12 protein-coding genes are annotated in these 23,458 nt (G+C 31.7%); 7 read left to right on the forward strand and 5 right to left on the reverse strand.

Going from position 1 to position 23,458, the window contains the following annotated elements:
- Window positions 1–2,744 (reverse strand): beta strand repeat-containing protein (locus tag ABHQ57_RS13780; RefSeq protein ID WP_389863999.1); only part of this gene is annotated, 2,744 nt, incomplete at its 3' end.
- 1,122 nt (window positions 2,745–3,866) lie between these two features.
- Between ABHQ57_RS13780 and cls the strand changes: the two genes are divergently transcribed.
- Window positions 3,867–5,309: a cardiolipin synthase gene (gene cls, locus ABHQ57_RS13785; protein WP_231128356.1), complete on the forward strand. Its 1,443-nt coding sequence runs from the start codon at window positions 3,867–3,869 to the stop codon at window positions 5,307–5,309.
- 84 nt (window positions 5,310–5,393) lie between these two features.
- Here the strand turns inward: cls and ABHQ57_RS13790 are convergent, their stop codons facing one another.
- From ABHQ57_RS13790 to ABHQ57_RS13805, 4 genes are read right to left on the reverse strand one after another with little or no spacing between them, the layout of a single operon-like run.
- On the reverse strand, window positions 5,394–7,343 hold the full coding sequence (locus tag ABHQ57_RS13790; RefSeq protein ID WP_167712401.1) for an OmpA family protein: 1,950 nt from the start codon (window positions 7,341–7,343) through the stop codon (window positions 5,394–5,396).
- Window positions 7,344–7,355: 12 nt separating this feature from the next.
- Window positions 7,356–8,291: a type IX secretion system membrane protein PorP/SprF gene (locus ABHQ57_RS13795; RefSeq protein ID WP_047790750.1), complete on the reverse strand. Its 936-nt coding sequence runs from the start codon at window positions 8,289–8,291 to the stop codon at window positions 7,356–7,358.
- A gap of 15 nt (window positions 8,292–8,306) precedes the next feature.
- On the reverse strand, window positions 8,307–9,041 hold the full coding sequence (locus ABHQ57_RS13800) for a gliding motility-associated C-terminal domain-containing protein (protein ID WP_389864002.1): 735 nt from the start codon (window positions 9,039–9,041) through the stop codon (window positions 8,307–8,309).
- Window positions 9,042–9,094: 53 nt separating this feature from the next.
- A complete protein-coding gene (locus ABHQ57_RS13805) occupies window positions 9,095–14,074 on the reverse strand; it encodes a beta strand repeat-containing protein (protein ID WP_389864004.1) in 4,980 nt (1,659 codons plus the stop codon).
- A gap of 688 nt (window positions 14,075–14,762) precedes the next feature.
- On the opposite strand from ABHQ57_RS13805, the gene ABHQ57_RS13810 reads away from it, so the two are divergent.
- The 6 genes from ABHQ57_RS13810 to ABHQ57_RS13835 all read left to right on the forward strand — a co-directional run bounded on the left by ABHQ57_RS13810 (window position 14,763) and on the right by ABHQ57_RS13835 (window position 23,224).
- Window positions 14,763–15,251, forward strand: coding sequence for a GbsR/MarR family transcriptional regulator (locus ABHQ57_RS13810; protein WP_047790747.1), 489 nt, complete (start codon window positions 14,763–14,765; stop codon window positions 15,249–15,251).
- Between the two features lie 15 nt (window positions 15,252–15,266).
- On the forward strand, window positions 15,267–16,388 hold the full coding sequence (locus ABHQ57_RS13815; RefSeq protein ID WP_047790746.1) for an efflux RND transporter periplasmic adaptor subunit: 1,122 nt from the start codon (window positions 15,267–15,269) through the stop codon (window positions 16,386–16,388).
- A 15-nt stretch (window positions 16,389–16,403) separates the two neighbouring features.
- Window positions 16,404–19,541, forward strand: coding sequence for an efflux RND transporter permease subunit (locus ABHQ57_RS13820; protein ID WP_047790745.1), 3,138 nt, complete (start codon window positions 16,404–16,406; stop codon window positions 19,539–19,541).
- A 2-nt stretch (window positions 19,542–19,543) separates the two neighbouring features.
- Window positions 19,544–20,944, forward strand: a complete 1,401-nt coding sequence (locus ABHQ57_RS13825; protein ID WP_047790744.1) for an efflux transporter outer membrane subunit — start codon at window positions 19,544–19,546, stop codon at window positions 20,942–20,944.
- A 13-nt stretch (window positions 20,945–20,957) separates the two neighbouring features.
- A complete protein-coding gene (locus tag ABHQ57_RS13830) occupies window positions 20,958–21,527 on the forward strand; it encodes a TetR/AcrR family transcriptional regulator (RefSeq protein ID WP_073184201.1) in 570 nt (189 codons plus the stop codon).
- Window positions 21,528–21,700: 173 nt separating this feature from the next.
- Window positions 21,701–23,224, forward strand: a complete 1,524-nt coding sequence (locus ABHQ57_RS13835) for a helix-turn-helix domain-containing protein (RefSeq protein ID WP_389864008.1) — start codon at window positions 21,701–21,703, stop codon at window positions 23,222–23,224.
- Window positions 23,225–23,458: the final 234 nt, after the last annotated feature.

Genomic DNA, 23,458 nt, shown 5'->3' on the forward strand with positions numbered 1-23,458 from the left:
CTTCCTTGAGCTGCTATATCTATTCTTCCATTTCCGTCTAACTGACCAGAAGAAACATTTTCACTTGCTTCTACTGCATCAAAGCACCCATCATTATCACTATCTAAATCTAAATGATTCGGAATTCCATCATTGTCGGAATCTAAAAAACCGCCACATATTAGAGCTAAGTTGATAGGAGATTTTGTATTTCCAGATTTTAGATCAAGTTTTAGCGATGTTGTGGTTGTTTTAATTTCCCAAGCTTCAGATGCTGAAATAGCACCTAAGGCATCAAAGTTCAAAATGCCACCAGAGTTAGAATTAATCATTAAATCACCATTTGGGTCGGCTACAGTAAATTCTCCTGTTGAAGTTAATTCCCAAGTATCCCCTGTATCAAAATTTCCAGTTATACCAATTTCATGTTTTAGAGAAACTGTTACTGGGGATGAAAAAGTAAAAGTTGCTGTTCCTCCTTGAGTGATTAAGATATCTCCATTAGCATTACCTTCGTCTACTGTACCTGTTGTAGTAATTGTTACATCTATTATTTTTTCTGTATCTTGATCAAAATAACTTCCAGAGGTTAAGGTAGTTCCAATTCCTGTTAAATCTAATGGGGTTCCTGCGCAAGCTAATGATTCTTCTGTGTCTAATATTCCATCATTATCATCATCTAAATCTAGCCTATCGGCTATTCCATCACCATCAGGGTCTGTCCCTGATCCATTAATAGTAATTACTAAATTAGCTGTATCTGAAGACACTCCGTCGGAAATTTCATAAAAAAATGTATCTGTTAATGTTTGACCTACGAGTAAGCCTGCTACTGCTGGGTTTGATGTATCAACAATATATTCATAACTTCCATCTGGATTCATTATTATTGACCCGTAAGTTCCAGGGTATAAAATATTTAAATTTCCGGCATTTAGGTTACCTAATGTAGTACCAAGTCTTATGGTGGTAACAGAGCCAGAACCTTGCCAGTAAATATCTGAAACACCAGCAATTTGTCCAAGAGGGTCAGGATCTGTAACATTAGGTCCATAATTATAGCTTAATCTTAATTGATTAATTGGCTGTTCAAAAAAAACATTGATATTTCCTGTAGCATCACTAGGTATTGCGCTACCTATTCCATAAAAAGTATTACTTCCTGAGTTAATTACTCCACCTGTTGTAACAAATTTATAAGTTGAATTTATACCATCTAAATTACCTTCAATTTTTATTTGATCTTGCCAAGAACTTCCTTGTGAAAAATCAATATCTGTTAGTAAGAAACCTAAATTAAAAACAGGTTGATCAAAATCTATAACTAAAACAGTGTCATCAGTTGGGTTAGTTGTTCCGTCTATATTATATATTAAATAACCTGTATGACCTCCGTTGGTAGTATAATCTACTGTTTGGTTAAAGGATGTACCAAATCCTCCAGGGTCTAAAGTAGTAAAAGAAAGCCCCACGCCACCAATAGTTTTTGTTTTTCCATTTACTGTTTCTCCATTTGTAAAATTGCTTTCCCAAACTAAAGTAGATAAGCCTCGATCTACGGTATCAGAGCCCCCAGTTCCAGGATCGGTTATTACATTACCTGTGGCACTTGCATCGATAAAAGCAGTTAAAGAATCTGTGTTATCTATTGCGTCAGGGGCTTCATCTACTCCGTTAATTGTTATGGTTAATATACCATAATCTTTTATACCAATGGCATCAGCTACAGTATAAGAAATAATATCATCTAAACTCTCTCCGTTTCTTAAACCTGTAACAGAAGCATTTGTTTCATCTACATCATAAGTATAAGTACCATTTGCTTGTATTGTAATGTCTCCATATAAAGTAGTATAAGTGTTGTTAACAGCTGAAGGATAGACGTCTACTTCTGTTACCGATATGGCAGTAGAGCCAGAGTCATTAGTAAGAACATTACCTGTAATAGTTCCAGTAGAATTAGCAAGAATACTATCAGCTTCATCTACAACTGTTGGGGGAGTAGTGTAGATTCTTATAATGGTTTGTGCTGTGGTAGAATCTCCATTTGTATCAAAAATGGTAACATCCATTGTGCGTACCCCATCTGTATATGGGCTTTGCAAATCTCCATAAAACAAGGTGGATAAAAACGTTTCAAACTCAGAATTAGAGATAGGATTTCCAGAGGTTTCTACAATATTAAATGTTGTGTTTGTTAGTTGTGTAATTTGTATTGTTGAACTCCCTATAGTATAGGTAAATGGACCAGATACCGGTAATTGTAACCATAATAAATCAAAACCACCGCCATTATTAATAGCTAACAATTCACCAAAAGGAGTATCAACAATTCCAGAAAAACTTATTGTTGCACTTAAAACACCTGTATCTGTTGTTACTTTTGGATCTACAGTTACAGGGAAAATGTTTGATGTTGTTGGCTGTAGTTGGAAATCATAATTATTTCCTGGTGTTATAGAGTTTAAATCTAAAGTTGGTGTAGCCATCATCATCATACTAAAAGTAGATGAAAAGGATCTTTGATTTAAATTACTATTAGTTATTTTTTTTGTTAAAAAAGAACTACTTATAGGGTTAACTAGATTGTTTGATGAGGATAATTTTGTGTCTTGAGGTGGTTTATAGGATAAGGTTTTGTTGAGATTACTTCTTTTTAATTCTTCTTTTATGATTACTTGCGAACTAAGGCTAATAGTAAATGTTAAGAAAATTATATATAATATGCTTTTATATACACTATAGTGAGGGTGTTTATTTTTCATATAAAGCTTTTTTTGTTTAAAGTGGAGGGTTATGCAGGATTGTAATTACATGTTACTTAATATATGAATTAAATAACATAGTAAACTTTATTAACTATATTGATAATGTAATCTATGTATAAATAGAATATAAAAACTAACTAAATAGTTAGTTGTTTTTTATACTTAGTTAATTGTGGCTCATAATTATGTGAAAATTGTATGAGGATATTTAGAATCAATCTCACAAACTTCATTGAAAGAATTGAGAAGATTTAGTAAATATGTTTTTTTCTTTTTTGAAAGCCTAATAGTTTTCTCTTTTCTAAAGGTAGGTAGTTGAATTTTCCAAAGAAGAAGAATTATAGGATTTAAGATAAATCTTATAATGCTAAAATTTTGATAATAAATGTGTTTCATGTTGGGAGACTTGATTTTGTTTATATATTATGATACTGTTATGTCATCTTTTATTTTATTTAATAGACAATTAAGAGAATAGAAATTTTTTAAAATACCAGTATAAATATATAAAAAATAATTTAACATTTTTTTATGTTTAAATATTTTTTGCATAGAATAGTGGTTTGTTAATTAAAGGAGTGGGAAAGGTGAGGATAGACTTTTAATTATTTTTTTCATTATTATGAAATAAGAGATGTTCTTAAATCGTAAAACTATTTTTAAGAAAATTGTTGTAGGAGTCATATTATAATAATGTTAACGCGCAAAATAAATGAGGCTCGGTAAAATTAAAAAGAAGATGAGAATTAGTTATGTATCTAAATATTTTAGTTTAAGCTATTCTATTCAGTTGGTCATTTTTTTAGAATTGGGAGGTACTTATTGGATAGTATTTTGAGTTTTTACTCATGACTTAGCTTTTTAGTGATTGAAGGCTATTCCTATATTTTTTGTAGGAACAACACTAAGGATAGTTACCAATCAATTATCTCCAAAAACGAATTTAACACTAACAAGAGTTAGTTGTATGGGAAGCTTAACTGATTGTTTTTAGTTGTAAAAAATACTTTTCATAAGCTCGCAAATGGAGAAAATAATAAAAGTATTAGATTAGATTTCTAGAGCTTTGTGTTAATCATAATAATTTAAATATCTTTAGCAGAAAAAGATACTTTTATTTTGATAACTACACTACTTATAATTTTATATGTAGCTATTATTGCTACAGTTGCTGTTATTATTATTAATACTTCAACACCACCAAAAGCAATAGCTTATCTATTTTTGCTGATTCTGTTTCCTGTAGGAGGTATTATTATTTATTTAATGGTTGGAATAAACCATAGAACGTATAAGTTATATAATAAAAAGTTAGAAGTAGACAAAAACATTTTCTTCGACCTTAAAGAGAAGCTAAAAAAGTATAATGAAAAAATACTATCAACGTCTAAAAGCCATTTAGGACATTTTTATAATCTGACGAAGTTTATACATAAAGAAAATATTTTAACTAGTAATAACAAAGTTAATTTACTAATAAACGGGGAACGTAAGTTTCCAGAAGTTATAAAAGTATTAAAAGCTGCAAAAAATCATATACATATAGAATATTATATTTTTCAAAATGATACTATTGGTAAGCAAATAGGAGATGTTTTAAAAGAAAAGGCTAAAGAAGGAGTTAAAGTACGTTTTATTTATGATGATTTTGGAAGTAAAGATATTCGTAAGTCGTTTGTGAAGTCTTTAATTGATAGTGGGGTGGAGGCGTACCCTTTTTATAAAATTAAATGGTTATTGTTAGCTAATAGAATTAATTATAGAAATCATAGAAAAATAATTGTAGTTGATGGAAAAGTTGGTTTTTTAGGAGGTGTTAATGTTTCTGAAAGGTATATTAATCCTAATAAATTTAATTGTTATTGGAGGGATACACATATTAAAATAGAAGGACTCGCTGTTTTAAACTTACAACGAGTTTTTTTAGCGGATTGGAATTTTTGTGCTAATCAAAATGTTATTATAGAGGAAGAGCTTTTTCCAGCGGGAGATCAAGTAAAAACAAATGAACATAAGCAATTAGTTCAAGTAATTTCTAGTGGACCAGATTCTGATCATCCAGACATTATGTATGCTCTTATTCAAGCAATTTTATTGTCAAAAAAAGAAATCTTAATCACAACCCCTTATTTTGTCCCGAGAACTTCTTTTTTAGATGCTCTTAAAATAGCTAGTTTGAGTGGGGTTACAATAAAACTATTGGTACCAAGTATTTCAGATTCGAAATTAGTTAATGCAGTGTCAAATTCTTTCTATAAAGAAGTGTTAGAAATAGGAGTGGAGGTATATAGATATAAAAAAGGATTTGTGCACGCGAAAACAATTGTATTTGATGAGTTAGTTTCTTCTGTAGGAACAGCAAATTTAGATGAACGTAGTTTTGATTTAAATTTTGAAATTAACGCATTAGTTTATGATAAAGATTTTGCAAGTCAGTTGAAAAATGCTTTTATGGAAGATTTAAAAAACAGTGAGAAAATAGACTTACATCAATGGAATAGTAGACCTGTTTTAATACGTTTTACAGAGAGATTAGCTAGATTGTTAGCTCCTATTTTGTAGTTAAGTTACAAAAAGAGTAACGATAAAACTTCTTAAGAAAAAGAAGTTTTATCGTTATTTATTCTTCAAAAAGAGCTTTTTGAGTTATTCTTTAATTATAAACATGGATCTACGATTCAGTTGATGTTCGTCTTCACTACACGTAGTTTGGTTATTACATTTGTTAATAAGTTTTGATTCTCCATATCCTTTCGCACTTAGCCTTGTTATATCAATTCCTTTTTTAAGAAACCAATCTAATGTAGCTTGTGCTCTATTTTCAGATAATCTTGAATTGTAAGAATCATTACCTCTAGAGTCTGTATGTGATTCTATATGAATTTTTAAAGTAGGATATTCTTTTAATGCGGCCAAAATTTTAGCCAGTTCAATTTCTGCATCAGGGCGAATATTAGATTTGTCGTAATCAAAATAAATAGGTTGTAACGTTAACTTACACCCTAAATCATTTGGAGGGCAAGGGTCAGAAAGCTCTAAAGCTAAAGGCATGTTTAGTTTAATAGGCATTTTAATAGTTTTTGGGTTGCTAGGGGTTTCTATAACTTTTTCTTTCGGAAAATATTCCTTTTTCTTTGCCCTTAGGGTATATTGTTCTTGGCAATCCAATAAGAAAGAAAAAGTAGCATCATTACCTACAGTCATTGTTTTTACTTCCTTGTTGTTACTATCTATTAAAGTAACTTCTGTATTTGGAATTAGTTCACCAGTTTTTTTATCAATCACAGGTCCTTGAATGGTGATTTCACAACGTTCCCAAATTTGATAAATATCGTCACTTTTACTACCTTCTTTACCATCACGATTAGATGTAAAATACCCTATTCTATCTTCTTTTATGATGAAGCCAAAATCGTCTTTTGGACTGTTTATAGGTTTTCCAAAAGTAGAAATTTCTCCATGAGAGTTTTCTTCTAGTTTTGTTACAAAAATATCTAAGCCCCCCATACCTGCATGTCCATCGCTTGAGAAATAGAGGTTGTTTTCATCACTAACAAACGGGAAAGTTTCTCTTTCAGAGGTGTTTATTTTATTACCAAGATTTATAGGTTTTGTGTAAATATCTTCACCTAAGATTTTTACATACCAAATATCAGACATTCCCAAGCTACCAGGCATATCTGAAGAAAAGTATAGTTTATCTTCTTCAGGGTTAAGGGCTGGATGTCCAACAGAGTAATTATCGTTGTTAAAAGGAAGTTCTTGTATATTTCCCCAAGTATTACCTTTTTTAGTGGCTTTATATATTTTGAGTCTAACAACATGATTTTTATCTTTTTTCTTTTTACCATTTAAATAATTATTCCTAGTAAAATACATAGTGTTTCCATCTTTTGTAAAAATAGCGGTAGATTCATGGTAAGGTGAGTTGATACTTCTGTTAAAAGCTTTTACTTTACCAAAGTTCATATCCTTATCTAAAGGAACTTGATATAAGTTAAGAAAAGGTTGCTTATCCCATCCAGCAAGCTCAGTAGGATGTTCTTTTGATAAAGTTGAATCTTTTCTGCTTGAAGCAAAAACAATATTATTGCCATAAAAGGCTGGACCAAAATCTGAATACTCTGTATTAACAGGAATTTTCTCTATTTCAAAAAGTTTATCCTGAACACCTTTTTTAAATAAAGTGTCAGCAACATTTCTATAGGATTCTAAAGGGATGGCTTTACCTCCTTTTAATCTGTAAATTTCCATGAGCTTTTCAGCCTCTTCAGGTTGATTAATGCTTTTTAAGCATTGAGCTGCTCTAAAATAATCAACTGTAAGGGCTTCATTTGGAAATCGGTCTATTAAATTGTAATACCATTTTGCAGCACTTGAATAATTACTATTAAAATAGTACGTATTTCCCAGTTTTCTATAAATTTCAGCTGATCCATAGTCTTCTTCAACGACCTTTAAATAGATTTTTTGTGCATCTATAAAATCATACGTATTGTATTTGATGTTTGCCTTTTCAACTAGTGCAATTTGAGTAAAAGCGTTTGTATTTGTTAAGGCAGTTAAAAAATAGAATATTAAATAATGCTTTTTCATGATATTAAGAGTTTAAAAGAATCTTGGTGTTAGTATGCGTTCAGGGTTATTAAAGATGTCAAATCTTAAAAAGAATTCATAAGAACCATTACTATGGTCTTCGATATCTGTAGTTTGAAAATCATATCCCATTCCTAAGAATAACTGATTAGTTATTTGAAACCCTGCCATGGCGCTAATTGCAGCATCCCATCGATAAGAGGCTCCAAGGGTAAATTTATTGTTGAACAGAAAATTTGCAGATAAATCGGCTTGCAGAGGAGATCCATTAACCCACTTAAACATAGTTGCAGGCTTGAGTTTTAGGTTTTCACTAATATCAAAAACATAACCCGCTATAAAGAAGTAATGTAAACGTTCTATGGCTATGGCATCTTCATTGTTGTTATTGACGCTATCTGAATTATAATGTTTTGAATTGAAAAAATTAGGTACTGATAATCCAAGATAGAGTCTGTCGTTATTATAGTAAATACCTGCACCTATTTGAGGTTGTACTTTTTTGTCAATGTTTTCTGCAAATTGCCAATCGTTTTCATCATATATGTTTAGTTTGGAGTAATCTACGTCTAGTATACTCAGTCCTCCTTTAATACCAAACGATATTCTTGAACGACCTGATAAAAGTAATGAGTATGCATAATCTATTGTAATACCTGTTTCGTTAGAAGGACCTATTTTATCATTAATAATAGAAAGTCCTATAGCGTTTCGTTTTAAGGTACCCAAAGGCATATTAAAAGTAAAAGTTCCGGTATTTGGAGCTCCATCAAATCCAGCCCATTGTGTTCTGTATAGTAACCCTAAACCAAGAGCATTTTTTGAACCAATATAACCCGGGTTTACAACTTGGGTGTTATACATGTATTGTGTATACTGTGGGTCTTGTTGAGAAAAACACACATTTACACTAATAATTATTAATAGTAATATAGAATAATGTTTCATTAGGTTTAGTGGTTTTTAGTTTCTTTTTAGATATAAATATCCTTTATCAGTCATGGCTTCTTGATCGGAGTTCCATCGTGTTAGTATATAGAAATAGGTACCTGTGGGTAGTTTTTGATCTTTACTAACTGTTGTACGTCCTTCAGAGGTTCCTCTAAATAAATTTCCGTTAATTCCATAAGCATCAGTTTGATAAACTAAAACACCCCATCTATTAAAAACTTTTAAATTATTGTTAGGATAATTTTCAATACCATTAATGCGGAAGAAATCATTAGCCCCGTCTTCATCTGGAGAAACAGCATTAAAAATTTCAAAAGGAATTTCTTCGACGGGTAGGTCTGTTATTGTAGGATCATCTGGATCACCATCATTATCAATATCAATATCGTCTAAGTTGTTTGGATCGTCAGAAGTATCAGTTACAGAACCTCCTGAAGAGTCTTCAGCTGTAACCAATGCTTGATTGGTAACAGACTCGTTTGTTAAGTCTTGTTCAGTTATAACATAAATAGCAGTAAAGGTTGTACTATCAACTTCGCCAGGCAATAGTTGAGGAATGGTGCTACCGTTAATTGTAATTCCAGGTAAGTTATCTTGTAAAGTAATATTATATAAAACTGAATCTCCAGTATTGTATATGATAAAACTATATGTTATGGTTTCTCCAACATTAGCATATCCATTTCCATTAGCATCATTAAAGGTGCTTACTTTTTCAAGATAAATACTGTTATTAGGTTGACACAATGTAGTTTGGGTTTGATCGTCTTCAAGAATACTATTGTCATCAGATAAATCACTTACATTGTTACTTGATTGGTCACTGAACCATTATCAATATTTGCTTGAGTAATTGTGTAATTGGCAGTATAACTCCAAGTTTCATTAATGTCAAGTTGGTTGTCACTATCGGTATCGCCTGAGGCAAGGGTAATTGTACCACCAAGCATTGGATCAGTAAGAACTACGTTGGTAATAGTAGTGTTTCCTGTGTTTGTAAGGGTAAAACTATAGGTAATGGTTTCTCCGATATCGCTACATCCATCTGTGTTTTCGTCATTGAAAGTAGCTGTCTTAATAAGTGCAATACTATCGGATTGACACACTGTAGTTTGTGTTGGGTCGTCTTCAAGCACACTATCATTATCAGATAAGTCTGTAACAACGACAGCTTGCGATGACTCTCCGCTTGCGGTAGCTTGATTCGTAATTGACCCATTATCAATATTGGTTTGAGTTATGGCATAATCAGCTGTATAAATCCATATTTCACCTACATCAAGTGTGTTGTTTGTGTTCAGGTCTCCTGAATTTAGTGTAACAGGTCCGCCTAATAAAGGATCATTTACAGTTACATTAATTAAACCAGTATTACCTTGATTTGTAACCGTCATTGTGTAGGTTATTGTTTCTCCGACATTGCTACAACCATCTGAGTTTTCATCATTAAAAGTGGCTGTTTTAACAATAGCAATGTCTGGTGCTTGACATAAATCAATCGTAGTGATATCATCTTCCAGGATACTATTGTCATCAGATTGATCACTAACTGTACCTCCAGAAACAGTACTAGCTTGCACTGTAGCTTGATTTTGTACAAAAGTGTTTGTAATATCTAGCGGAGTAACAATATAAGAACCTGTATATATCCAAATTTCATCAACATCTAACTCATTGTCAGAGTCAGTATCTCCTGAGCTGTAAGAAACTGTAAGTAAAGGGTCGGTTACAACTATTGAGTTTAGTGTTGTGTTTCCTGTATTTATAACAGAAAGGGTAAAAGTTATTGTTTCTCCGTTATCGCTACAACCATCACCATTTTCATCATTAATGGTTCCTTGCTTAATAAGTGCAATACCTTCATTTTGACATAAATTGGTTACTGTAGGGTCGTCTTCTAGAGTACTGTCGTCATCAGACAAGTCGCTTACGTTAGTTCCTCCTGTACTTACTCCTGTTACAGTGGCTTGACCAGTAACAGAGCCATTGTCAATATCGTCTTGAGTGATAATATAGTCTAGTGAGTATACCCATGTTTCGTCAACATCTAGTTCATTATCACCATCAGTATCACCAGAGTTTAATGTTAAAGGGGAAGGAGAAATAGGGTCTGTTAATTCAACGTTTGTAATACTAACATTCCCTGTATTGGTTACGGTATACGTATATGTAATTGTTTCACCTGGATTTGCGCATCCGTCACTATCTGTGTCATTAAAAACACCTTCTTTCAATAAAGCAATACCAGCTTGTTGACAAAAAGTTGAGTTAGTAGCATCTATATATCCACCGTAAACTTCAATTGAATTTACAGCGGCAACTAATGAGTTTACTGTTAATTGAATTTCGTCAAAACTAGTGCTAGTATCAAAAGCTACAACGTAAAAGCTATCTGTACTAGTAGGAGTAATATTAACTAACCCAAGAGCTTCAAGGGCTAACAGATTATTAGCTGTTTGTTGCTCCTGTTGAACACCGTCAAGATAAGTTGTAATTGTGAGTGTGTTCAATAAATCTGCCTGAAGTAAGTCGTTTGTATCTCTAATTATAAAACCTGCTTGTGTACCAGCAGGGTAATCAACAAGTACATCTTGAACTGAAATTGAAGCGCTTCCAGCTACACCAGCTACAATATTTATGAGTGCATAATCAGAATTGTCTTCAGATATAACATTTACAGCATTGTCAACTTCGCAAGCGATACAAGCAACACCGTCGGTTCCTGTATTATCGTTATTAATAATCACTGAGTTACTAGGGTTTGATATTACATAAGGTTCATCACAGTTAATCGTTCCTGGACAGAAAGATTGAAGTACCATTCCATAAACTCTGGTACTACCTAGGTTTAAAGAAAGAGTTTGTGTCATAGAAAGTTGTACTTCATCAAAAGGAGCGGTAGTAATAAACCCTAATCTTACAGATTCACTTCCTGTTAATAATAATCCAGAATATACAGGAAGTAATTCAGTAGTACCTGTTTTAGATTCAACAAGTGTTCCATCTAAATAGGTTGAAATGGTTATAGTATCAAACAATTGAGTGTTTAAAAGCGTAGTATTTTCAATGTCAAAACCTGCAAAAGTACTAGTAGGGTAATCGGTAACCTCATTTTTGTAGGCTATAGATGCGGTACCAGCGACCCCAGCTAATAAATTTATAGAAGCGTAGTTAGAGGTGTCAGAGTCAATAGCATTATTAACGTTGTTAACACTTCCTAGTGTTAAAAGACCTCCATTTCCAGTATGCTCCTCTACTGCTCTAACTGGAAAGTTTGGCTTAGTTAGTTGTGTAGCGGTGTTACAGGCTAATTCAGGACCTTCACAAAATCTATTTGTTACAGCAGCGTAAACGTTTGTTGTCGATGCAACTCCTGCCAAACTAGCAATAGAAATTTCTACAGCATCATAATTCATTGAAGTGTAAAAACCAACATAGAATTGATCAGCACCTAAAATAGGACTGTCTAAAGCAAGTAAAGAAGTACTTGTGTTAGTTTCTTGTTGTACACCATCAAGATAGGTTGTTATGGTAATAGCATTTAAAAGATCGGCTTGAAGAATGGAAGTGTTTTCTATTAAGAAACCTGCATAACCACCCGATTCGATAAACTCGCTAGCTGTATTGTCAGTTACAGTTAATGTATGTGTTACTCCAAGACCAATAAGTGTTGATACAGAAGCAAAGTTAGAAGGATCTGTGTCTATAATGTTGCTAGCATCTGAAATACCACAACCTATTACACAGAGTCCAGAAGTGTTTTCATCTACTGTTAAATCTGTAAAATTATCATTTGTTATTGCTACAGGATTTTCTGTATTACAGGGAACAGGGTATTGTACGCCATCTGTATAAATGATATATTCTGCAGTAGATTGACATCCGTTAGCATCTGTTACTGTTACATTGTAACTTCCTTGAGTTAATCCAGAAATAGAAGAAGATGTTTGGTCTCCGGGGTTCCACAAATAAGAGTAAGGAGGAGTTCCTCCAGATACGGATAAAGAAATATTCCCATCTGAAGCTCCGATAGAAGTTTCTTTTATTGTGTTACCTGATATTTTTATGGAATTGTCTACATAACTACCATAAACCTCAATGCTATTAATAGTAGCAGCGAGTGAACTAACTGTAAGTTGAATTTCATCATATTCAAGTGAAGTAGAAAAGCCAACCAAATAAAAACCATTAGTTGTAGAAGGAGTTATATTTATTAAACCTAATGCTTCGAGAGCTAATAAATTGTTTCCAGATTGTGTTTCTTGTACTGAACCATCTAAATAAGTTGTTATGGTTATAGAATTTAATAAATCTAATTGTAAAAGGTCATTTGTATCCCTAATAACAAAACCAGCAGCGCTTCCAGAAGGAAAGTTACTTAGAACATTTTCAACTGAAATAGAAGCTGTACTTGCAACACCAGCAGTTACATTTATCATAGCAAAGTCAGATTCACTTTCGCTAATAACATTTGTTGCGTTATCTACTTCACAAGCTACACAAGCTACTCCGTTTACACCAGTGTTTGTGTTATTAATTATTACAGGTTGAGAAGGATTGTTTAATAAAGTAGCAGTATCACAGTTTAAATTCCCTTCGCTAAAAGTTTCTAATATAAGACCATAAACTCGAGTACTCCCTAAGTCTAAAGTAAGAGTTTGTTGAATGGATAATTGAGCTTCATCAAAAGGTAATGAAGTAACAAAACCTACTTGAGAGCGTTCAGTACCAGTAAATAATAAACCACTGTCTACCGATAATAATTCAGAGCTACCTGTTTTTACTTCCTGTTGAACACCATCTAAATAAGTTGTTATGGTAATTTCATCAAGTAGTTCAAGATTTAAAACAGAAGCATTTTCAATGTCAAAGCCTACATACGTTTGTGCAGGATAATTTGTCAGCTCATCTTTTATAGAAATACTTCCAGTAGCTATAACACCTAAAGTAAAATCAATACTAGCGTATGAGTTGCTATTAGAGTCTACCGCAGCATTAGTATTGGTTACGCTACCAACATTTAAAACACCTCCCATTCCAGTATGTTCGTCAACTACACGAGCAGGAAAATCAGGTTTATTAATCAAAGTAGGAGTATTGGGTTCTAAATTAGGGCCAACACAAAAACTATTAGTAACCGGATAATAAATATTAGTACTAGAAGCAATACCTGCTAAACTAGCTATTGAAACTTCAATGCTATCGTAGTCTAAAGTAGTGTAAAACCCCGCGTAGAATTGATCATTATTTAATAGAGAACTACCAAGTGTTACTAACGAAGCTCCTGAATTAGTTTCTTGAGGAACACCGTTTAGGTAGGTTCTTATGGTAATAGCTCCTAGTAAATCTATTTGAGCAACAGAGCCATTTTCTATTAAAAAACCGGCATAGCTTCCTCCTTCAAAAAATTCATCCGTGGTATTATCTGTTACTGTTATTGTATGAGTTACACCTAAACCTAAAAGTGTAGAAATAGTAGTGTAGTTTGAAAGATTTGTGTCTGTCAAATTGTTGAGGTTTGAAATACCGCAACCCAATAAACAAAGTCCACTAGTATTTTCAGTTACAGTTAAATCAGTGAAACTAGATGAAGAGATAGCAACAGGAGCATCGGTATTACAGGGAACAGTAATAGGAGGAGAATAATTAATATTATTATTACTCGAATTTTCTTTTTTGACAAAAGAGGATAATACTAAGAGCAATAATATTAATTCAACAAATTTGAATCTTTTATAATTTTTTAGTAAGAGTAAATACGTTAGAGTAATTCTTTTCATAATAGTTGATTAGTTAGGTGTTATAAATAACTATCAAGCTTTAATTAGTGGTTGGTAAGCAAGGATAGTATTATGCGATTTGTAGTTTAGTAAACATGTTTAGTTTTTATTTACTAATACAACAAATAGTAATTCAGGTTTCTTTTTACAGAGCTATTAATAATTCTAAATAATAATTACTTATGAATTTCAGGTTAATGAAAATCTTAAAAGTAACTGTATAGTTAATTATTAGTATAGCAGTATGTGGAATACGGATTAAGGAAAAACTAATAGTTTAATTATAGCTAACCTTTTGAATAAGAAAAAAAATAAATAATCATAACACGAGAGACTTAAATTAAAAATAGCTTAAACATATTCTCAGTAAAACTTAAAAAAGCTTACCTAGTTTACAACAGTTAATAATGCATTATTAACAGTCAACAGTATTTTAACTTTAAGGGGAGAAAAAATTATAACTTTTAATTACATTATAATAAATTTCTTTTAGATCTTTTGTGAAGATAGTAAAAAAAATATTATAAACAAAAGAAAGAGAGCTTATTAGTGGCTTTTGTAAGCTTTGAAAATAGAGATGATAGAATAAAGGAAAGTGTATTAAGAATGTATTAACATTTTTTTAACTTCGATTAGTTCGGTTTGTTCCGAACTGAAGTTATTTTTGCATGGCAAATTTTTTATGGAGATGAATCAAGTAGAAAAGAAAAAATGTGAATTGGTAGAGAAATTGGGGATTTTTTTAGAAAAAAAAGAACAGTTAGCCCCAGTTGCAGCAAGAATACTTTCACATATTATTTTAACAGGAAAACAAGGAGCAACCTTTGAAGATTTAGTATCTGGTCTTTGTGCTAGTAAAAGCACAATTTCAACACACCTTAATCATTTACAAGGTTTAAAACAAGTAAGTTACTTTACAAAAACAGGTGATAGAAAAAAATACTTTATTCTAAATAGCGATACAATGCTAAAAGGAATAAGTAATATGATAGAAGAGTGGGAAGGAGAAAAAGAACTACACATAGAAGTTAAAGAATACAAAGAAGACATTAACAAAACTCTAAAAGAAGAAGATAGATTTGATCTTGATTTCCACGATAGTTTTATTGAGTTTTTAGATGGAGCAATTGCGTCTGTAACTAAATTAAAAGAAAAAATTATAAACCACAAACAATAACTATATATACATAAAATGAAATATCAACACATATACGGTATTGCTATTCTTAGCATTGTTGCATTATTTTTTACAAGTTGTGAAAAACAACAACAAAAACAACAACAAATGCCAACGCTACCTTTTCCAGTAGTAAAGGTTGCAAAAAAATCAATAACAAATTACCAACAATATCCTGTAACTATTGAAGGAGAAGTAAATAGTGAAATAAGACCTAAAGTTTCTGGATATGTAAAAAACGTTTTGGTAAAAGAAGGTCAAAAGGTTAAACAAGGACAATTGTTGTTTAAGTTAGAAACGCAATCATTAAGTCAAGATGCTGAAGCGGCAAAAGCAGTTGTAAACACAGCACAAGTAGAAGTTAATAAGCTAAAACCATTAGTAGAAAAAAATATTATTAGTCCAGTACAATTAGAAACGGCAAAAGCTAATTTGGCACAGGCTAAAAGTACATATAATAGTGTTATAGCTAATATTAACTACGCAAATATAAAAAGTCCTGTAAACGGGTTTGTAGGTTCAATTAATTATAGAAAAGGTGCTTTGGTAAGTGCACAAAGTGCAATGCCACTTACAAAAGTAGCTTCTATAAAAAATGTATATGCATATTTTTCTATGAATGAAAAAGAGTTTTTAAACTTTATCTCTTCCGCTGAAGGAGAGACAATGGATGAGAAAATAAAAAAGTTACCACCAGTAAAATTATTATTAGCTAATGGTAAAGAGTATGAGCAAACAGGAGCCATTGAAACCATTGCTGGTGATATAAATCAGCAAACAGGAACTATCAGTTTTAGAGCAAAATTTGATAATAAAGCAGGTTTGCTACGTAATGGAAGTAGTGGTACAATTTTAATACCTCAAGAGCATAATGATGCGTTGGTTATACCATCAGAATCTACATTTGAGCGTCAAGGTAAGGTATATGTTTATATCGTAAATAATGATTCTTTGGCAGAAAAAACTATTGAAGTTGAAGCCCAAATAGGAAAGCTTTATGTAGTAAAATCAGGGTTAACAACAGAACAAACAATCTTAGCTAAAGGCTTAAATAAAGTTCGATCTGGAGCAAAAATAAAACCTATTCCTACGCCTTTAGATAGCATAGTAAATTCATTCGATACGGTATTTAAATAATTAATAAAACCAGTTATGTTACAAAAATTTATAGAGCGTCCGGTACTCTCTACAGTAATTTCTATTATTATAGTAATATTAGGAGTACTGTCATTAACACAATTACCGGTAACGCAATATCCAGATATTGCACCACCAACGGTGCAGGTTACTGCTTCTTATCCAGGAGCTAGTGCCGAAACAATTTTAGAAAGTGTTATTGTTCCTATAGAAGAACAAATAAACGGAGTAGAAGGAATGACCTACATGACTTCTACTGCAAGTAATACAGGTACAGCAAGTATTCAAGTTTTCTTTGAACAGGGATATGATCCAGATATTGCAGCTGTAAACGTACAAAACAGAGTCGCTAGAGCCAATGCGTTATTACCTTCTGAGGTAACAAGAGCAGGAGTTATTACAGCAAAACAACAAAACTCAGCATTATTATATGCTGCAGTTTACTCTACAAATCCTGAGTATGATGATGTTTTTATTCAAAATTACTTAAATATAAACGTAAAACCAGAATTACAACGTGTATCAGGGGTAGGAGCAGTAAACGTGTTTGGGGCAAAAGACTATTCGATGCGAGTGTGGTTAGACCCAGCAAAAATGGCATCTTATAAGTTAGAACCTAGAGAAGTAATTGCAGCGATTAATGAACAAAGTTTAGAGGCAGCAGCTGGGTCTTTAGGACAAAACTCAGGAGAGTCTTTTGAATATGTAATTAAATATAAAGGACGATACAAAACTGCAAAAGAATACGAAAACGTTGTTGTAAAGGCTTTAGGGAATGGGCAGTTTTTACGTGTTAAAGATGTAGCAAAAGTAGAGCTAGATGCATTTTCATATTCGTCATTATCACGTACAAACGGGAATCCAGCACTTAACTTTGGTGTTTTTCAAACACCTGGATCTAATGCACAAGAAATTATTGAAAACATCTATGTAAAACTAGAAGATTTAAAGAAAGATTTTCCAGAAGGATTAGATTACATTATTAACTATGATACCAATAAATTCTTAACAGCATCTGTAAACAAAGTAAAAAGTACTTTAATAGAAGCCTTTTTATTAGTGTTTGTAGTAGTATTTATCTTCTTACAAGATTTTAAGTCTACCTTAATACCCGCAATAGCGGTTCCAGTATCAATTATTGGTACCTTCTTTTTCTTAAATCTATTTGGGTATTCTATCAACTTATTAACCCTATTCGCTTTAATTTTAGCAATTGGAATTGTGGTAGATGATGCTATTGTAGTAGTAGAGGCGGTGCATGCTAAACTGGAAGATGGAGCAGAAAGTGCAAAAAAAGCATCAATTTCAGCGATGAGTGAAATTAGTGGGGCTATTGTGTCTATTACGTTAGTAATGGTGGCGGTTTTTGTACCAATTACGTTTATACAAGGTCCATCAGGAGTATTCTATGAGCAATTTGGGGTAACACTAATGGTTGCTATTTTAATTTCAGCAGTAAACGCACTAACACTAACACCAGCTTTAAGCGCATTACTATTAAAACCACATAACGATACTCACAAGAAAAAAGGACTATTACAGCGATTTTATGATGCATTTAATGCAGGATTTAATGCGGTAACTAATAAATATACTAAATCTTTAGGGTTTTTAGTAAAACACAAATGGGTAACAGCAGGTATTTTAGGGTTAAGTGTTTTGGCTATTGTATGGGCAAGTAATACGATACCTACAGGATTTGTACCTTCAGAAGATAGAGGTGTAGTCTTTATGAATGCTGAATTACCTGCAGGTTCTTCTTTAGATAGATCGTATAAAGTAACAGAAAAGTTATATGAAAGTATTAAAGAAATAGAAGGAATCAAAGGGGCATCGTTTATTAGTGGAAGAAACTTTTTCTCAGGAGAAGGAAGTTCGTACGCAATGGGCTTTATTATTCTGGAAGATTGGAGTGAAAGAGAAAGTGATGCTGAATCAGTTAAAAGTATAGTAGGTCAACTTTTTGGTAAAGCAGCTATGATACCAGATGCAAACATTATTTTCTTTACACCACCAAGTGTACCAGGTTTTGGTAGTGCAGACGGTTTTGAAATGAGATTACTAGATCGTGCAGCCAAACCATTAACAGAAATGGATGCAACAGCCAAACAATTTGTTGGTTTGTTAAATCAACAACCAGAAATAGCGTTTGCTTCTAACTCTTTTGACACTGGATTCCCTCAGTTAGAACTAGATATAAATGTAGAAAGAGCTAAAGAAGCAGGAGTATCAACAAGTGCTATCCTTTCAGCTTTACAAGGATATATTGGAGGAAATTATGCAGCTGACTTTAGTAGATTTGGAAAACAATTTAGAGTTTTCGTACAATCGTTGCCTGAAGACAGAATAAATGAAGAAAGCTTAAATAGTATGTTTATAAAAACACCAAGTGGAGAAATGACACCAATCTCTCAATTTGTTAGTTTAGAACGTGTATATGGACCACAAACAGTTAATCGTTTCAACCTGTTCAATTCAGTAACAGTAAATGGAGGAATCACACCAGGATTCAGTACAGGAGACGCAATTACTAAAATAAATAGTTTAGCAGAAAATAATTTACCAGAAGGATATAGTGTTGCTTATTCTGGAATCACTAGAGAAGAGATAGCATCATCAGGACAATCTACCATTATTTTTATGATTAGTATTCTGTTTGTGTATTTCTTATTAGCAGCACAATACGAGAGTTATCTATTACCACTATCAGTAATTTTATCATTACCAATTGGGGTAGCAGGAGCATATTATACAACATATTTAGCAGGGTTAGAAAATAACATCTATTTCCAAATAGCTTTAATTATGTTACTAGGATTGTTGGCTAAGAATGCGATTCTTATTGTAGAGTTCGCAATACAGCGTCGTAAGCAAGGAAATAGCTTATACGATGCTGCTATTGAGGGAGCAAAAGTACGTTTAAGACCTATTTTAATGACTTCTTTTGCCTTTATTCTAGGGTTATTACCATTAGTGTTAGCAAAAGGAGTAGGAGCTGAAGGGAATAATTCTATCGGTACCGGTGCTGCAGGAGGATTATTAATTGGTACTTTAATAGGGGTATTTGTTATTCCTGTATTATTTGTAATATTCCAATGGTTACAAGAAAAAGTATCAAGTAAACCAGCTGTTGTTGAAATTAAAGAAGATTAATTATGAAATTTATTTTAAATAAAACTTTGGTTGTAGTCATTATGGCTACAACCCTACAAAGTTGTTTCGTAGCGAAGGATTATGTGCGACCTGAGTTAAAAGAAACAGAACATTTGTATAGAACAGATAATTTACCAAAAGACAGTATCTCAATGGCAGATGTGTCTTGGAAAGATATGTTTACTGATGCTCATTTGAAAGAATACATTGATGAAGGACTTCAGAATAACTTAGATATCCGTGTAGCCATACAACAAATGGCTGCTGCTGAAGCTTACATGAAACAAGGTAAAGCAGGGTATTTACCTACTTTAAGTGTAGGAGCAAAAGCTACACATCAAGAATTAGCAAAAAACAGTCAGTTTGGATCTTTTTTTAATGGTAGTATAGATCAATATGAAATTACAGGAAACCTTTCTTGGGAAGCTGATATATGGGGTAAAATACGAAGTAATAAACGAGCAGGAAAAGCAGCATATTTACAAAGTGTAGCTGCTCACCAAGCAGTAAAAACTCAATTAGTTTCAGCAATAGCAACTACCTATTATCAGTTAGTAGCTTTAGATGCTCAATTAGAAATTACTGAACAAACTATTGAAACCAGAGAGAGTAGTGTAAATACTATTAAAGCTTTAAAAGAAGCAGGTCAGGTTAATCAAGTAGCTGTAGACCAAAATATAGCACAATATAACAATGCAAAAGCGTTAAAGGTAGATTTAGAAGCTTCTATTTTTAAAACAGAAAATGCCTTAAACTTGCTATTAGGAAGAACATCAGTAGTTGTTAAAAGAAGTAAACTTTCACAACAAGAGTTAGATGTTACTATAAAACTAGGTGTTCCTACTATTTTGTTAAGAAACAGGCCAGATGTAATGGCTGCTGAATATGGATTAATTAATGCTTTTGAAATGACAAATGTTGCTAAAAGTAATTTCTATCCATCGTTAACTTTAACTGCAACAGGTGGTTTTCAGAGTTTAGATTTAGATGAATTACTAAGTACTAATTCCTTATTTGCTAATATTATAGGAGGCTTAACACAGCCTATCTTTAATCAAAGAAAAATAAAAACGCAGCACGATGTAGCTAAGGCACAACAAGAACAAGCATTGTTAAGTTTCAAAAAGACTTTGTTAACAGCAGGGAATGAGGTTTCAAATGCACTTTTCGATTATAATGCTGAAACCGAGAAATTTGAATACAGACAAAATGAGGTTGAAGCTTTACGAAGAGCAGAAACTAACTCTGAGGAGTTATTAAAAAATGGGTATGCAAATTATCTTGATTTATTAACAGCAAGAGAAAGAGTTTTGAACGCAGAAATAAACGTTATAAATAACAAATTAAATCAATTATTAAGTACAGTAAATATATATAAAGCTTTAGGAGGAGGATGGAAATAAAGTAGGGTTGATTATGAATAATAGGGAAAAACTTATCAATGTTGCAAAAGAAAAATTTATAGCATTTGGTAGTAAGCATACTACAATGGATGAAATAGCTGAGTTACTTGGAATTTCAAAAAAAACTATTTATGCATGCTTTTCTTCAAAAGAAGAATTGATAATTGAAAGTATCAAAGAATTAATAAATGAATTTAAAATTGATATAGAACCTATTTTAAAATCTGATAAATCAGCATTAAATAAAATAATAGAAATATATGAGGTAATTTTTAAATACGTAATAAAGTTTAAACCTTCTTTTATTTTTGGATTAAAAAAATACTATCCCAATGCCTATGATGCCTATATAGAAGTAACGAAGAATGTTGTATCTAAAGATGTGATAAATTTACTAGAAGAGGCTAAAGTAAACGGAGAAATAAGGAAAGATGTAGATCTTGAGCTATTTAGTAAATTGTATCTAAGTAATTTAGAAGGGAGATTGTTTAATGCTGACAACTTATTTAAAAATTACCCAAGAGAAGTCTTACTTGAATATATGATTATAAATAATTTAAACTCTTTAAAGCCTAGCAAATAAGAACATAAATTTTTGTGGTTTTTGATGAAAAGTGTCGTGTAGTATGTTATCATATCTACAAGACACTTTTTTGTATTGAAAAAATGATTTATAGATGGAAAAAGAAAAAGTATTTTTGACGTATTTTTGTAATAAAGTAACAGAAATTGTTAAAAAAAATAACTACATATTTATTGCTTAGTATTACAACTTTGTTTTATAGCCAGGATAAAACAGGATTACAGTTCTTAAATATTCAAAAAAAAGCAGAGAATTATTTAGAAAAACTACAAGAAAATTATACAGAAGGAAATTATAAGCTTCATAAAATTTATAGTGACTCTTTATACAATATATCTAAAAAGAATAACCTGAAAGCATTACAAGTAAAAGCAATGGTTAACCAGGCAATAAGCTTAAACATGCAAACAAAATATGTAGAAGGTATAGCACTGTATAAAGAGGCATTAGCTATTGCTAAAACGATACCAGAAAGCAAACAAGCTGAAACTGTTGTGTTAGTTAACTTAGGAAATATATATAATAATGTAGAACTTTATGAAAAGAGTATAGAAACCATGAAGATGGTGCTAAAGCAAGTAGCCTATACTGAAAAACCAAAGTTAATAAAAATGGCTGCGTTGAACGGATTATCGATAAGTTATTCAGCTTTAAATAAAGAAGAAAAATCATTACTATATGCAGAACAAGTAAAAGAAATAGGAGAAGAAACAGGTAATGAAAATATCATTTTAACATCCTTAAACCATATTAGTAGTTCCTATTATAAATTAGGAGCGTATCAAAAATCTATTGAAACAGCAAACAAAGCAACAAAATACAAGTCTTTTGAGAAAAATACTAGGGTAAAAGCATGGCTTTTAGTTAATTTAGGAGTCGCAAATTTAAAACTAGAGTTTTATAGTGAAGCAGAAAAATACTTAAAACAAGCGTTAAGCATAGCTTCTGAAAAAAGTATAGAAGAAATTGAAATGATATGTTATGAAAACTTGACTACGATATATCAAAAATTAAACAAAACGACAGCTTACTTAAATACAGAAAAGAAATATAATGAGAGTCGAATAAATTTTCTTAAGAATCAAAAAAAAGCGATAACAGAAGAACTAAAGGCAGAAATTAAAGCAAAAGAAGAAACTATTTCAGCACAAGAAAATACAGAAGCTTTACTCTCAGACCAACAAAAAACAACCTTGTGGTTTAGTGTGTTATGTATGATTGGTTTAGGTGGGTTATTTTGGATTTATATAAAAAAGAATGAAGAAGAAAGTGCTATTGAAGAAATAAAAGAGCAAACAAAAGAAGTAAAAGTAATCCAAGAAAAATATAAAAATTCTTCATTATCAAAAGAAGATAGAAGCTCTTACAAACAAAAAATATTAAAGGAAATTGAAGAAGAAAAAATATACTTAAACCATAACTTAACTCAAGCAAGTTTTGCTAAAAAATTATCACTAAGCAGTCATCATTTGTCTGAAGTGTTTTCGTTTGAATTTGACAAGAATTTTTATCAACTCATCAATTCATATCGAATTAAAGAAGCCAAGAAAATGTTACAATTATCTACAAGCAAAGACCACAAAATACTCGCTGTTGCTTACGATTCTGGTTTCAAAAGTAAAACTACTTTCAACCGTGTGTTTAAAGAACAAACAGGTTATACCCCATCAGAGTATCGAAAAAAACTAATAAATTAGGTTCCACTCTATAGAATGATACTTCTATAACAATCAACGGTTATATCTTGCGCCTCATTACTTAATATAAACGATATTATTAAGTAATACTTAGCTTTTATTTTATATATGAAGATTCAGTTTGAGTTGGTAATATCACCAAACAAACAACACCTATCAAACCAATATTTAATGGCTGGGTAGTTCTTACTTTATGTAGTATGTAAAAAAGCTTGATTAAAATAGAAGTGTTAA

Source organism: Tenacibaculum sp. ZH5_bin.1 (genome assembly GCF_042865525.1).
In the GTDB taxonomy this organism is placed as follows: domain Bacteria; phylum Bacteroidota; class Bacteroidia; order Flavobacteriales; family Flavobacteriaceae; genus Polaribacter; species Polaribacter mesophilus.